The organism is Microbacterium sp. NPDC006705 (assembly GCF_044903545.1).
Lineage (GTDB): Bacteria > Actinomycetota > Actinomycetes > Actinomycetales > Microbacteriaceae > Microbacterium > Microbacterium plantarum.
The window spans coordinates 473,368-487,123 of the sequence record NZ_JBJDQQ010000002.1 but is presented as its reverse complement, the minus strand read 5'-3'; the positions used below and the strand labels follow the sequence as shown (position 1 = coordinate 487,123).

General features: G+C 68.4%; 11 protein-coding genes. 6 read left to right on the top strand and 5 right to left on the bottom strand.

Annotated features, from left to right (window positions below; all coding sequences use genetic code 11):
* The first annotated feature begins 41 nt into the window (after window positions 1-41).
* Genes glf through ACI2K6_RS12885 form a run of 4 tightly spaced genes read left to right on the top strand, consistent with a single transcriptional unit; the run spans window position 42 to window position 4,803 of the window.
* Window positions 42-1,178 carry a UDP-galactopyranose mutase gene (gene glf / locus ACI2K6_RS12900; protein WP_404568771.1) on the top strand — a complete coding sequence of 379 codons (1,137 nt, stop codon included), beginning with the start codon at window positions 42-44 and terminating at the stop codon, window positions 1,176-1,178.
* Window positions 1,179-1,185: 7 nt separating this feature from the next.
* Entirely contained in the window at window positions 1,186-3,222 is a 2,037-nt protein-coding gene (locus ACI2K6_RS12895; protein ID WP_404568770.1) for an acyltransferase family protein, read from the top strand.
* Between the two features lie 46 nt (window positions 3,223-3,268).
* Window positions 3,269-4,060: an ABC transporter permease gene (locus ACI2K6_RS12890; protein ID WP_404568769.1), complete on the top strand. Its 792-nt coding sequence runs from the start codon at window positions 3,269-3,271 to the stop codon at window positions 4,058-4,060.
* On the top strand, window positions 4,060-4,803 hold the full coding sequence (locus ACI2K6_RS12885; RefSeq protein WP_404568768.1) for an ABC transporter ATP-binding protein: 744 nt from the start codon (window positions 4,060-4,062) through the stop codon (window positions 4,801-4,803). Before ACI2K6_RS12890 ends, ACI2K6_RS12885 begins: the two co-directional genes overlap by 1 nt.
* A gap of 3 nt (window positions 4,804-4,806) precedes the next feature.
* Here ACI2K6_RS12885 and ACI2K6_RS12880 read toward each other — a convergent pair whose 3' ends face one another.
* From ACI2K6_RS12880 to ACI2K6_RS12860, 5 genes are read right to left on the bottom strand one after another with little or no spacing between them, the layout of a single operon-like run.
* Window positions 4,807-6,720: a glycosyltransferase gene (locus tag ACI2K6_RS12880; RefSeq protein ID WP_404568767.1), complete on the bottom strand. Its 1,914-nt coding sequence runs from the start codon at window positions 6,718-6,720 to the stop codon at window positions 4,807-4,809.
* Window positions 6,721-6,733: 13 nt separating this feature from the next.
* On the bottom strand, window positions 6,734-7,699 hold the full coding sequence (locus ACI2K6_RS12875) for a glycosyltransferase (protein ID WP_404568860.1): 966 nt from the start codon (window positions 7,697-7,699) through the stop codon (window positions 6,734-6,736).
* Window positions 7,700-7,715: 16 nt separating this feature from the next.
* Window positions 7,716-9,062, bottom strand: coding sequence for an O-antigen ligase family protein (locus ACI2K6_RS12870; RefSeq protein ID WP_354450037.1), 1,347 nt, complete (start codon window positions 9,060-9,062; stop codon window positions 7,716-7,718).
* Window positions 9,059-10,507 carry an O-antigen ligase gene (locus tag ACI2K6_RS12865; RefSeq protein WP_282501356.1) on the bottom strand — a complete coding sequence of 483 codons (1,449 nt, stop codon included), beginning with the start codon at window positions 10,505-10,507 and terminating at the stop codon, window positions 9,059-9,061. Before ACI2K6_RS12865 ends, ACI2K6_RS12870 begins: the two co-directional genes overlap by 4 nt.
* 35 nt (window positions 10,508-10,542) lie before the next feature.
* Window positions 10,543-11,967: an O-antigen ligase family protein gene (locus tag ACI2K6_RS12860; RefSeq protein WP_404568766.1), complete on the bottom strand. Its 1,425-nt coding sequence runs from the start codon at window positions 11,965-11,967 to the stop codon at window positions 10,543-10,545.
* Window positions 11,968-12,038: 71 nt separating this feature from the next.
* Here ACI2K6_RS12860 and manA point away from each other — a divergent pair, with 71 nt between their 5' ends.
* Entirely contained in the window at window positions 12,039-13,208 is a 1,170-nt protein-coding gene (manA, locus tag ACI2K6_RS12855; protein WP_404568765.1) for a mannose-6-phosphate isomerase, class I, read from the top strand.
* 147 nt (window positions 13,209-13,355) lie between these two features.
* Complete coding sequence (locus ACI2K6_RS12850) at window positions 13,356-13,676, top strand: WhiB family transcriptional regulator (RefSeq protein WP_023955405.1); 321 nt, start codon at window positions 13,356-13,358, stop codon at window positions 13,674-13,676.
* Window positions 13,677-13,756 lie beyond the last annotated feature (80 nt).

Below are 13,756 nucleotides of genomic sequence, written 5' to 3'. Positions count from 1 at the left end.
GGGCGCCCATTCGCTTGCCCCGTAAACGAAAGCCTTCGCCCATGGACCTCCTCATCGTCGGCTCCGGCTTCTTCGGCCTCACCATCGCCGAGCGTGCTGCAGCAGCCGGCCGCAAGGTGACCGTCATCGACCGCCGTCATCACATCGGCGGCAACGCCTACACCGAGAACGAGCCGACGACCGGCATCGAGGTCCACAAGTACGGGGCTCACCTGTTCCACACCTCGAACGCGACGGTGTGGGAGTACGTCAACCGCTTCACGCAGTTCACGAGCTATGTCCACCGCGTCTATACGACGCACAAGGGCGTCGTATACCCGCTGCCGATCAATCTCGGCACGATCAACCAGTTCTTCCAGGCGGCCTACACGCCCGGCGAGGCACGCGACCTCATCCAGGAGCTCGCCGGCGAGTTCGACCCGAAGCAGGCCAACAACCTCGAGGAGCGCGCCATCGGTCTCATCGGCCGACCGCTGTACGAGGCGTTCATCCGCGACTACACCGCGAAGCAGTGGCAGACCGATCCGAAAGAGCTCCCGGCGGAGATCATTTCGCGTCTCCCGGTCCGTTACACCTACGACAACCGCTACTTCAACGACACGTGGGAAGGCCTCCCGGTCGACGGCTACACCGCCTGGCTCGAGCGGATGGCCGATCACGCCAACATCGAGGTGAAGCTGAGCACCGACTTCTTCGACGAGTCGCAGCCGCTCAACAAGAAAGACACCGTCGGCCAGGTGCCCGTCGTCTACACCGGTCCCGTCGACCGCTACTTCGACTACACCGAGGGCGAGCTGTCGTGGCGCACGCTCGATTTCGAGCAGGAGGTCCTCGACATCCCCGACTTCCAGGGCACGAGCGTCATGAACTACGCCGACGCCGATGCGCCGTACACCCGCATCCACGAGTTCAAGCACTTCCACCCGGAGCGTGCCGACCGCTATCCGACCGACAAGACCGTCGTCGTGCGGGAGTACTCGCGCTTCGCGACCCGTGCCGACGAGCCGTACTACCCCGTGAACACCGCCGACGACCGCGCCGGTCTGCTGGCGTACCGCGATCTCGCCAAGGGAGAGCAGGACGTGCACTTCGGCGGGCGCCTGGGCACCTACCAATACCTCGACATGCACATGGCGATCGGCTCCGCGCTGTCGATGTGGAACAACCACCTCGCGTGAGGCTGTCGTGGGTTCGTTGACGACCCGTCCGCGCGGCACGGCCAGCGCGGCGACGGATGCAGACCGCTGGGGATATCGCGCCGACATCGACGGTCTCCGCGCCGTCGCCATCCTGCTGGTCGTGACCTACCACGTCTGGCTGGGGAGGGTGTCGGGCGGCGTCGACGTGTTCCTGATGCTGTCCGCCTTCTTCCTCACGCGGACGTTCCTGCACCGCATCCACACCGGAACGCCACCAGACATCGCACGCCGGCTGGTCGGGACGTTCCGGCGGCTCCTGCCCGCCGCCGCGGTCACGCTCCTGTTCGTTCTCGTGCTGGCGCGAGTGGTCTACCCCGCGACGATGTGGCGTTCGCTCTGGGAACAGACATGGGCGTCCTTGCTCTACGTCCAGAACTGGGTTCTGGCCGCAGATGCGGTCGACTACTACAACCGCGGGGAGGCGCCCAGCCCGCTCCAGCACTTCTGGTCGCTCTCCGTGCAGGGGCAGGCGTTCGTGCTGTGGGCTGTTCTCTTCGCGCTCTGCCTCCTGATCATCCGGCGCTTCCGATGGTCACCCGACGCGGTCGTCGCGGCGGTCTTCGGAACGGTGTTCGTGCTGTCGCTGGCCTACTCCATCGTGCGGACGGATGCCGCTCAGCAGCTCGCGTACTTCGATACGGGCGCTCGACTGTGGGAGTTCGCCGCGGGGTCGTTGCTGGTCGTGGTGCTCCCGCATCTGCGCCCCGGGCCCACCGTGAGCGCCGTCCTCGGTTGGGTCGGCATCGGCGGGCTCCTCGCCTGCGGCGTGGTGCTCGACGTCGAGGGCGGGTTCCCCGGATACCTCGCCCTCTGGCCCGTCGTCTGCGCCGCGATGATCGTGGTCTCGGGGACCGGTGACGCGGGGCGCGGCCCCGCCCGGTTCCTCGCGTCGCGACCGCTTCGACTCGCCGGCCGCGACGCTTACGGCCTCTACCTCGTGCACTGGCCGATTCTCGTCACGTGGCTCGTCGTGCGCGAGCGCACCGAGGTCGGAGCCGTGGGCGGTGTGGCGATCGTCGCTGCCTCCCTGGTCGGCGCGAGACTGCTGACCTTCGCCGTGGACCACCCCGTCCGGCAGTGGCGGCGCTCGGAACGCAGCGTCATACCCTCCATCGCTGTCGTCGCGGTCGCCGCTCTGGTCGTCGTGGTCCCCGTCGGGACATGGCAGGGTGTGACCGCCTACCGAGAGCAGCGGATCGCGGCGCAGCAGCTGACGGCGAACCCCGGGGCGCACGTGCTCTTCGACGACGAGGTCTCCGAACCCGACCCGGAATTCCCGATGATCCCGCTCGCGACGGCGATCGAAGACGAATGGGTGCAGCTCGAGCTCGAGTGCAGCGGTGCGCGCGCCATCACCGACGACATCCTGCACGGGTCTTGCTCGGAAATGCCCGGGACCCAGCGCGCGAGCGAGCTGATCGCGGTGATCGGCGACTCGCATGCGCAGCAGATGACAGCGGCTCTCCTTCCGATCGCGGAGCAGCGCGGCTGGGGTGTCATCACCCTCGTGCGCGGTGGCTGTGCCATGGGCCTCGACGATCCCGGCTTCGATCCCGACTTCTGCCCGCAGTGGCGTGAGGCGGCCATCCGCCACGTCGAGGCAATCAAGCCGTCGGCGGTCATGACCATCGTCACCGCCGCTGATGCGGGCGAGGAGGACGAGAGCCTCCGGCCGGGTATCGAGCAGTTCATCGACCGGATGGACGCCGCCGACATCCCGATCATCGCGGTTCGTGACAACCCGCGGTTCGGTTACAACATGTTCGGTTGCGTCATCGAATCCGATGATCCGGAGGGCTGCTCCATGCCGCGGGGCAGCTCGCTGGCGGCCGCGAACCCGGCGCGCGTCCTGCAGCGCGAGAGCATCACGCACGTCGACCTGACCGAGTGGATCTGCCCGGATGACGTCTGCCACGCCGTCGTCGGCAATGTCGCCGTCTATCGCGACGACAATCACCTCTCCAGCACCTATGCGCGTACGCTCGCGCCGGTGCTCGAACGGCAGCTCGCGTCTCTGCGGTGAGGCTCTTTGCGGAGTCCCGCGCTCACAGGACCGTAGGATCGAACGCGTGAGTCCCGCCGTCGTCGGCGCCCCCGGATCGCCGCGGCGCTACCTCCACTCTCTGTGGCTGCTGTCGGCACGCGACCTGCGGGTGCGCTACTCCACGAGCGCGCTCGGCTACCTCTGGTCGGTCCTCGACCCGCTCGTCATGAGCGGCATCTACTGGTTCGTCTTCACGCAGGTCTTCCACCGGGACGTCGGTGAGACCCCGTACATCGTGTTCCTCATCACCGCACTGCTGCCGTGGGTGTGGTTCAACTCCGCCGTCACTGACTTCACGCGCGCGTTCAACAAAGATGCCCGGCTGGTGCGGTCGACCTCGATCCCTCGATCGATCTGGGTGGGACGCATCGTCCTGAGCAAGGGCATCGAGTTCCTCTTCTCGCTCCCCGTGCTCGCGGTGTTCGCGATCTTCGGGGGAGCGACGGTCAACGCTGCGCTCCTGCTCTTCCCCCTGGCCGTCGTGCTGCAGGTGATCCTGCTGCTCGGCCTCGGGCTCATCGTCGCGCCGCTCTGCGTGCTCTGGGGAGATCTCGAGCGCACCACACGGCTCGTGCTGCGGGCACTGTTCTACGCGTCGCCGATCATCTACGGCGTGGCCGACCTGCCGGGAGTCTTCAAGGAGATCGGCGCCCTCAACCCTCTGGCCGGCATCTTCACGCTCTACCGTGTCGGGTTCTTCCCGGACCAGTGGGACACGCTGTCGGTGATCGTCGGGGCCGTCACCAGCATCCTGGTCTTCGGGCTCGGACTTCTCGTCTTCGGACGACTTGAGCGCCCGGTGCTGAAGGAGCTGTGATGACCGGTCTCGCGATCGAGGTACGCGACCTCGGTGTCCGATTCCGCCGCAATCGGCGCGGCAGACGCAACCTGAAGGACCTGTTCGGCGGCGCCTCGCGTCGCAGTCGCCCGGGCGAGTTCTGGGCTCTTAGAGGCGTCTCGTTCTCGGTCGAGCCGGGCGAGTCGATCGGCGTCGTCGGGCGCAACGGACAGGGTAAGTCGACGCTCCTCAAGCTCGTCGCCGGGGTTCTGCTGCCCGATGAGGGCCGCGTCGATGTGAACGGTGGGGTGGCGCCGCTCATCGAGATCACGGGCGGCTTCGTCGGCGACCTCACCGTGCGGGAGAACGTGCGCCTGACAGCGGGTCTGCACGGGATGTCGAAGGCCGAGGTCAACCGCCGGTTCGACGACATCATCGATTTCGCTGAGATCGGTGATTTCGTCGACACCCCCTACAAGCACCTCTCCAACGGGATGAAGGTGCGCCTGGCGTTCTCGGTGGTGTCGCAGCTCGACGAGCCGATCCTCCTCGTCGATGAGGTGCTCGCCGTCGGTGACCGTGCCTTCCGCGCGAAGTGCTACAAGCGCATCGATGAGCTGCTCGCCGAAGGGCGGACCCTGTTCTTCGTCAGCCACAATGAGAAGGACCTGCGGCGCTTCTGCAAGCGCGGCCTCTACCTCGACAAGGGGTCACTAGTCCTCGACGGATCGATCGGCGACGTGCTCGACCGGTACAACGAGGACCACAACGGGGGAGCCTGAGGCTCAGCGCTTCGCCGGGTCGAAGATGCTCTCCCACGACTCGGGGGACGTCAGCTGACCCATGGCGCGGCGATATCGTCGCGACAGCTTCGGCCAGTCGCGCCTGAGCTGCGCATGCAGGCGCAGGCTCTCGCGGAGCATGCGCCGGAAGGCCGCCCGGTCGCGGGTGTAGATGTTCTTGCCCGCCCCGTCGGCCGCGCTCACCAGGGCGCTGTCGTAACGAGGTACGCGCCACCAGTTCGCATCGCCCTTGCCGAATTCCACCTCGGGCTGAGCGACGTTCTCCGGGCGCGGAGCGTGCAGCCAGTGCGACGCGAGCGTCGAGAGGGTGAACCAGCGCAACGCGAGGCCGGTGGGGCTGTCGAAAGTGTGCCGGGGGAGACGCTTGAAGACCTGGCGTCCTTTACGGGAACGGAGCGGAACGCCGGTGTCGCGGTGCACGACGGTCTCGGGGAAGTCCTTCTGGAGAGCCCGCGCGGCCGGCATGGCCGTAGCGATCCCGGCCGCCATGTGGTCGGGCCCAGACAGGATGTCGCGCAGCGCGCGATGGCGCAGCGCGACGGGGTAGTACTGCATCATCATGAGGTGCTTGAGGTCGAGACGCCGGCTGTGTCGTAGCAGCGTGCCTCCCCGCGGGCTGTTCGAGTGCAGCAGTGCCGCGACGATCCGGTTGCGGGCGTGGAAGTAGGCCTGCCAGTCGATCGAGTCGTCCTTACCGACCCACGACACGTGCCAGAGTGCGACTCCGGGCATCGAGACGGTGGGGAACCCGGCGTCGCGGGCACGCAGGCAGTACTCGGCGTCGTCCCACTTGATGAAGGCGGGCAGAGACAGCCCGACCTGGCGGATGACCTCGACCGGGATCAGGCACATCCACCAGCCGTTGTAGTCGGCGTCGAGCCGCATGTGCAGCTCGGGGGACTGCCGCAGGTTCGCGACCGAGAAGTCGTGCGGCATCTTCTCCTGCTGCAGCGTGCGCCACATGAACGGCTCATCGTCGACGACCTCGGCCCAGGCGTGGAGCTTCGGACGGTCGAGCAGATCGAACATGTGGGCGCCGACGATCGTCGGCGTCGTGGCGTACCGACCGAAGACGATCGAGCGACGGAGCGACTCCGGCTCGATGCGCACGTCGTCGTCCAGCAGCTGCACGAAGTCGCTCTCCGGCCGCTGCAGCGTTTCGTGCATCGCGCGGGCGAAGCCGCCGGAGCCGCCGAGGTTCGGCTGCGTGACGATCTGGAGCGTCTCGCCGAGACTGTCGGCGACCTCCGTGAAGTCGGGCTGAGCATCGACGCGATCCGTGCCCTGGTCGATCAGGAAGATGCGATCGACCAGCTCGAGGACGTCGGGTGCCGCATCGAGGGCGCGGAGGGTCTCGACGCAGTAGTCGGGCTTGTTGTAGGTCGTGATGCCGAGCGAGGCCTTGCCCGACCGGGCCGGCTCCTGCTCGGTCGTCCACTCCGCCCCGAGGAACCGGGCATCGTCGCGATCCGCCGCGATGTCGAACCAGATCCATCCGCCGTCGCTGTACTGGTTGAGGGTGAGGTCGAACGTGCTGGTCGCTTCGCCGGTGACCTCGCGGGTCTCCAGCCGCTGGCGGGTGCCGCCGCCGTTGGAACGGTAGACGAGGACCGTGGCGGTACCCTCGGTGCGCACCGTGAGCGTCACATCGCGCACCGGTGTCCAGTGCTGCCAGTACGACGCCGGGAACGCGTTGAAGTAGGTGCCGAACGAGACCCGCCGCCCGCTGACGATACGTGCCTCCGAGCGGCCGAGGATGTTCGACAGCTGGGCCCGCGACGACACGCGCACGGGCTCCTCGTCGATCTCGGTCCACGTCTCGGGGTCGACGTAGAGCGGCAGGAGATCGGGGTCGTGCTCGAGCGGGAGGACGGCGCGCTGCAGCAGGTGGGGCATGATCTGTCTTTCGTCAGGGACGGGCCGGCTGATCGATCAGCGGCTTCATCGGCTGCCAGGAGCGGTCGCGTGCGATGCGCCGCCCGTCGCGGAGGCCGCGGAAGAGGTTGGAGGTGCCGCGCACCGTGCGCTCGACGAGGAAGAGCCGGATCAGCTCCTTGCCGAACGTGAGCGTCGTCCCGAGGCCGAACAGCACCGGGTTGTAGACGCCCTTCGTCCGGTAGTACTGCTTGATGTGCGCCCGGTTGCGCATGATGTAGTACCGGTAGGCGTCGCTCGAGGCGTTCATGTGGCGGATGCCCATGTCCCACTGGCGGATCTCGCGCGTGCGGCGCAGGACGAATTCGTCGACGATGACCGACGTCGTGATTCGCGAGGCGAGCCAGCCGTAGAGCTGGTCGTCCCAGTAGATGAAGAAGCGCGGGTCGGGCAGTCCGATGCGGGCGACGATGTCGCGGTGGATGAACATGCCCTCGAAGCAGCCGGAGTTCATCTCCTTGTACCCGGACTCGCCGAAACCGGCGGGCGCGAAGGGGATGGGGATGCCCATGCGTTCGGCGATGCGGTACTGCCAGTAGAACTCGCTGCCGTCGTAGTCGTACCGGCGACCCTGGATGCTGCGGAACCGCGGCGCCCAGCATCCCATCTTGGCGAGCCCGTCGGGCAGCACCTCGACGTCGTCGTCCATGAGCCAGATCCACTCGGACCCGAGCTCGTAAGCGACGCGCACGCCCTCGCTGAAGCCGCCGGATCCGCCCGTGTTCGTCTCGAGACGCCGGTACTCCAGCTGCGTCCCCAGCCGTTCGCGGAACGACTCGACGACGGATGTCGTGTCGTCGGTCGATGCGTTGTCGATGATGACCACGCGCCCGGGCTTCGGTTCCATCCGGACGATGCTCTCGAGCAGCCGCGTCAAGAGCGCGGAGCGGTTGAAAGTGACGACGGCGATGGTCGCCGATGTCGGGTCGAAAACCTGCACGCTCACCGGCCCGATCCTACCGTGCGATGCCGTGCGTTCCCGTCGAGGTGTCGTCGGGCAGCCCGGCGGCGGGCGATCCCGGCCGCGCGGCGTCCCGGATGTTCTCGCGCCACGACTTCGACTGCCCGGCTCGCAGCGCGCAGAGGACGAGCATCAGCCAGCCGTACCCGTGCAGCGGGAAGCTCTCGAACAGGGCGTCGACGAGGACCGTCACGAGGATGAGGGGAGTCCAGGCGTAGAGGATCGACCGGCGTTCGCTCGCGACGAGCCACGCGCGTCCCAGTGCCAGTCCGGCGAAGGTGATGAAGATGAGGAGACCGACCCACCCGAGCTGGAGCACGACGTCGACGTACGCGTTCAGCGCCGAGTTGTGGCGGTCCCCGAGCGCGAAGTTGATCGCGTTGAAAGGGAAGTCGGTGCGCGACCACGGCCCGAACCAGCCCCATCCGCGCACCGGCTCGACGCGAACGAACGAGGCGACCTGGTCCCACAGCTCGGCCCGGATCGAGAAGTCCGTCCCGGCTCCGATCCACGCGATGATGCGCTCGCGCAGCAGATAGCCGACCATCGCGCTGACGATCACGGTGGCACCGAGCACGGACTGTACGGTGCGTCGGAGTGCGTGTCGGGTGCGACGCACGAGGCCGAGTGCCGCCGTCGCGACGGCCGTGGCGACGGCGAGGACGAGGACGGTGGGGGAGTCGGAGAGGGCGGCGAGGAGCGCGGCCAGCACGGCCGAGAACAGCGAGACACCGGTTCGCACCGACACCGTGCGCCACTCGATGTAGAACGTGATCAGTGCCAGGACCGCGATGAAGCCGAGGGAGTTGCGGGTGCCGAAGATGCCCTGAACCGGCCCGAGAGCGGCGATGTCCCCTTCGATGCCGAGGAAGGTGAACGGCATGTCGAAGAACACACCCGAGAGCAGCTCGAGCAGGAGCGACAGCACCAGCAGCACCCGGAAGACGTCGGCCAGCGCGCGGACCGTCTGCAGGGTGTCGCGCGTGTTCGCGATGACGACGGCGAGGAACGCGATCGCCGCGAGCGCGAGCCAGCCACTGACGGTCCCGGAGGTGTCTGTCGTCCACGTGACGCTCGCGAGGGCCCAGCCGAGGAACAGCACGAGGGTCGATGGGATGAGGCGCACGAGGGTGAACTCGCGACGGCGGACCAGCAGCACGGCCGCGCCGACCGCGCACAACCCCGCGATCACGGTGAACCAGGTGACCCGGCCCGCGGTGCGGTCGACGAGGTGCTGAGCGAACACCGCGGCGATCGCCGTGTGTGCGAACGCCTGCGCGAACGCCGCGGAGTCGAGGGTGCGGACGACCCAGGAGGCGGACAGCCCGGGCGGGGTCGTCACGCCACGCCTTCGACGGGCGCGCCGCGCTCGATCGGGGCACCGCCCTCGAGGGGCCACGCGGCAGCGAGTGTCGAACGACGCCGGACGGGTGTGCCGCGAACGGAGGCGGGGGCCTGCTTGATGGCGAAGGCGAGCATCACGAGCAGGAACCATCCCCAGTTCAGCAGAGGCGACGACTCGGTGATGCTCTGGACGAGAAGGATCGTCGCCACGAGCGCGGGGATCAGCAGGAGGCGCGACCGCGGTTCCCGCTGGGCGCCGGGGCGGGGGATGCGGCCGAGCGCCAGGAACCATGCGCGCCAGGTGAAGGCGCCGAGGGCGACGGCGAACAGCACCACGCCCACCACCCCGAGCTGCATGGCGACGTCGAACCAGGTGCTGTGCGCTTGCATCACCGTGACGCCGCGGTCGACGATCCAGCCGTCGAAGAAGGGATCCGTGGGCACCCACGGCACCGAGTAGCCCCAGCCGATGATCGGGCTCTCGGCGAATCGCTCGCCCACCGTCGCCCAGATCTCCTTCCGACCGCTGAGGTCGGAGGAGCGTCCGAGCATCTCGAACAGGGCTTCGCGGACGAGCCACAGGGTCGTGATGAGGGCGACGCCCGTGACGGTGAAGACGATGTAGAGGATGCGGCGGGTGCGCGCTGTGCGCGCGCGTCGCATGAGCAGGACGACCACGATGACGATCGCGATGGCGATCGCGCACATCGCGGCAGTGGCCGACGAGCCGCGCCAGAAGCAGAAGGCTGCCAGCAGCGTCCACACCACCAGCGGGCCCCGGCGGCCGGCGCGGGTGTTGATCTGCAACCCGAAGACGACGAGTCCGAGCAGCGCGATGTAGGCGAGCGAGTTCGCGTTGCCGAAGATCCCCTGGATGCGGTCATCCGTGAAGAGCTTGTCGCGAGACCAGAACATGATCGGGTCGCCCGTGAAATCGGGCCCCGGGCGGACGAAGCCCGGGAGGATCGGCCCGCGCCAGATGAGCGAGACCCACAGCTCGAAGGCCAGGGAGAGCGCCAGCATCCACTTCACCGCCGCAGCGATCGCCTCGATGATCTGACGTCCCGTGAGGACGGACGCGACGAAGATGGCCTGCGCGGTGGTCGCGAGCAGCAGCGCCAGCGTCATGGCGGTCGCGCGCGGCCATTCCGTCCACAGCAGCGAGACCACCGCCCACCCGACGTAGGCCAGGGCGAACCACGGCAGGCGGCGCCAGCGGCGGCGGGGTCGCTGAATCAGCCAGATCGCCGCTGACACCGTCGTCGTGACGGCGACCACGACGGCCGAGCCGCCGACCCCGATCGCCATGAGCCAGGCCGTGCCCGCCATCGAGGAGGCGATGATCAGGGTGCACCAGGCTCGCACGAGCCGGAGCGGGAGGCGCCGCGGCGATGAGGTCGTCGCCGCATCCGTTCCGGATTCCCCGCGCGTATGACTGGCCATGATGCTCTCAGATTAGCCGCAGGGGCTGAGAGCCATCACGTACCCCGGAGCGCCTCCGGCTGCTCGGGAAGGCGGTCGCCCTGCTCCGCGTCGAGACGTTGCTCGGCCGGACCGCGCCCGACGAGCGGGGCCTGCTTGATCTTGAACGCGAACAGGATGATGAGGAACCATCCCCAGTTCAGCAGCGGTGCCGACTCGGCGAGCCCCTGGACGAGCAGGATGGTCGCGACGAGGGAGGGAACGAGCGTCAGAGCCGTATACGGGCGATCGGCCACGAGGTCCCACCGGGGCCGATCGACGGCGAAGAACCAGGACCGCCAGACGAACGCCAGCAGGGCGAGCGCGATGAGAGCGACGCCGATGAAGCCGAGCTGGAGCGCGACGTCGAGCCACATGTTGTGCGCCTGCATGACGCTGACGCCGTGGTCGACGATCCAGCCGTCGAACGCCGGGTCCGACGGAACCCAGGGGGTCGAGTAGCCCCACCCGATCAGCGGCCGCTCGGCGATGCGCTCGCCGACGGCGTCCCAGATCCGCTGACGTCCCGTCAGATCGGACGAGCGGCCGAGCAGATCGAACACCGTGTCGCGCGCGAGCCCCACGACGGCGCCGCCGAGGCCGGCGACGACGAGGTACATGACGTAGAAACGCGTGCGCTCGCCGGGGCGGCGCGCGGTGCGCATCAGCAGGATCGTCACGAGCACGACCGCCACAGCGATGGCGCACAGGAGCGCGGTGGCCGAGGCCGCCCGCCAGAAGAGGAAGACAGCGAGCGCCGTCCAGAGCCCGAGCAGGAACCTGCGCGGCGCGCCCGATGCCATTCGCACGATGAAGACGATGATCGCCAGGAGGGCGATGTAGGCGAGGGGGTTGGCGTTGCCGAAGATCCCCTGCAGGCGGCCGCCGTTGAAGAGGTTGTCGCGTGACCAGAGGGTGATGGGGTGGCCGGCGTAGTCGGCATCCGGTCGGACGAAGCCCGGGAGGATGTCACCCCGCCAGATGAGGGCGACCCACAGTTCGAACATGATCGACAGGGCCAGCATCCACTTGAGCGCCGCCGCGACCGCGCGCAGGATCTCGCGCCAGGTCAGCACCGCGCCGACGAACATCGCCTGCACGGTCGTCGATACGAGCAGCAGCAGCGTGAGCTCGGTGGCACCCAGCCACGCGGACCACAGCATCGACATCACGGCCCACGCGACGTAGGCCAGCGCGAACCACGGCAGGCGGCGCCACTGCACCCGCGGCCGCAGAGAGACCCAGAGGACCGTCGACACGAGTCCGGTCGCGACGACGACGACGCCTGCGACCGCCGGGCCGAACGCCATCAGCCAGCTCGTGCCGGCCATCGACGCGGCGATGACGAAGACGCACCACGCCCGCAGGAGGAGATGCCCGGTGGTCTCTCGCGCGGGCGCCGCGGGAGGCGCCGAGACGGGGTGGCGTGAGTAGACGGCCATGGTGCAGACAGGCTATCGCGGCGGCGCGTCCGGCACCCGATCCGACAGTGCGCGCGCTCTAGGCTGGGCTCGTGCTGATTCCGATCTCGAACATCGCCAGAGACTACGCATGGGGCTCCCAGACGCTCATCGCCGAGCTGCAGGGTCGCGAGCCGTCGGGGGAGCCCGAAGCGGAGATCTGGTTCGGTGATCATCCGGGCAGCCCGTCGCGCGTCGACGACGGCACGGGACGCCCGCTCGACCTCGCCCTGTCCGAGGCCGGGCTCGCGCCGCTTCCCTACCTGCTGAAGATCCTCGCGGCGGCGACATCGCTGTCGATCCAAGCGCACCCTTCCCGAGAGCAGGCAGCCGTGGGATTCGCGCGCGAAGAGGCGGCGGGCATCCCGCGGGATGCCGGGGACCGCCTCTACCGCGACGAGAATCACAAGCCCGAGATCATCGTCGCCCTCTCGGATTCATTCCGCGCGCTGGTCGGATTGCGGCCGATCGCCGACACCCAGCGTCTGCTCGCCGCTCTGGGCGAACGTGCGGGCGTCGTCGCGTTGGCCGCTGCGCTCACGCCGACCGACGCCGAGGACGAGTCTGCGGCGCTCCGCCGCGTCATCGGATGGGCGCTCTCGGGCGAGGCATCGGATGTCGTGACCGACCTCGCCGCTGCGCTCGATCGATCCGTGGGGGCGGGCCGCTCGGACTCGGACTTCGCCGCCGAGACGGCCGTGCTCAGCGAGATCGCGGGTGCATTCCCCGGCGACCCGGGGCTCATCGTGGCGACCCTCATGAATCTCGTCGAGCTGCGACGAGGCGAGGCGCTCTTCGCGCCGGCGGGTGTGCTCCACGCTTATCAGGAGGGCCTCGGAGTCGAACTGATGGCCGCCAGCGACAACGTGCTCCGCGGTGGCCTCACGCCCAAGCACGTCGACGTGACGGAGCTGCTGCAGATCGTCAGCACCGACAGCGGTCCCGCGCCGATCGTCGAGCCCATCGAGGTCGCTCCCGGGGTGTTCGGCTATGACGTCGGCGTGCCGGACTTCCGTCTCGCGCGCGTCGAGACGACCTTCGAGGCGGTCACCGAGATCGCGCTCGCCGGCACGGCGATCGTCCTCGCGACCCGCGGCGACGTCGTCGTCGAAGCGGACGGTAAGCGCGTGGAGCTCGTGCCCGGCACGGCGGCCGTCGTCGCGGCGGCGTCCGTCGCGATCGGCGGCGCGGGGGAGGCATTCGTCGCGCAGCCCGGCGCCTAGCGAGTCGCGACACGCCGATGGAGCGTCGCGAAGCTTAAACATGGGCTTGAGGGTTTACGATCCGCGACTTGACCCAGAGGAATCACACGGGTGTAATTAATGCGAGACACGCGGCTCGCGTGCCGGCCGGCGAGGAGGGGACACGATATGACGGCATACCGTTCGGGCGTTCCCGACAACTGGTTCGTCGATCCGGTCAACCTGGGCGTGCCCGGTGTTCGCCGCGTCGACACCGACGGTGACGACAATGCGCTCGCCTGGCAGACCGACGCGCTCTGCGCGCAGACCGACCCCGAGGCGTTCTTCCCCGAGAAGGGCGGCTCGACCCGCGACGCCAAGCGCATCTGCACGTCGTGCGACGTCCGCGGGGAATGCCTCGAGTACGCCCTGCAGAACGACGAGCGCTTCGGCATCTGGGGCGGCCTCAGCGAGCGCGAGCGCCGCAAGCTGAAGCGTCGCGCAGTCTGACGAGCTCCGGCGGCCGGGGTCGCTGATATCGGCGAACCGCCTCGCCGCTGTCGAGCTCGCTCAGAATCGCCACCTAGGCT

What these genes read in the sequence shown, in the direction of transcription:
- glf (WP_404568771.1), top strand. Translation starts at nt 42, where the DNA reads ATGGACCTCCTCATCGTCGGCTCCGGCTTCTTCGGCCTCACCATCGCC.
- ACI2K6_RS12885 (WP_404568768.1), top strand. Translation starts at nt 4,060, where the DNA reads ATGACCGGTCTCGCGATCGAGGTACGCGACCTCGGTGTCCGATTCCGC.
- ACI2K6_RS12880 (WP_404568767.1), bottom strand. Translation starts at nt 6,720, where the DNA reads ATGCCCCACCTGCTGCAGCGCGCCGTCCTCCCGCTCGAGCACGACCCC.
- ACI2K6_RS12865 (WP_282501356.1), bottom strand. Translation starts at nt 10,507, where the DNA reads ATGGCCAGTCATACGCGCGGGGAATCCGGAACGGATGCGGCGACGACC.
- ACI2K6_RS12860 (WP_404568766.1), bottom strand. Translation starts at nt 11,967, where the DNA reads ATGGCCGTCTACTCACGCCACCCCGTCTCGGCGCCTCCCGCGGCGCCC.
- ACI2K6_RS12850 (WP_023955405.1), top strand. Translation starts at nt 13,356, where the DNA reads ATGACGGCATACCGTTCGGGCGTTCCCGACAACTGGTTCGTCGATCCG.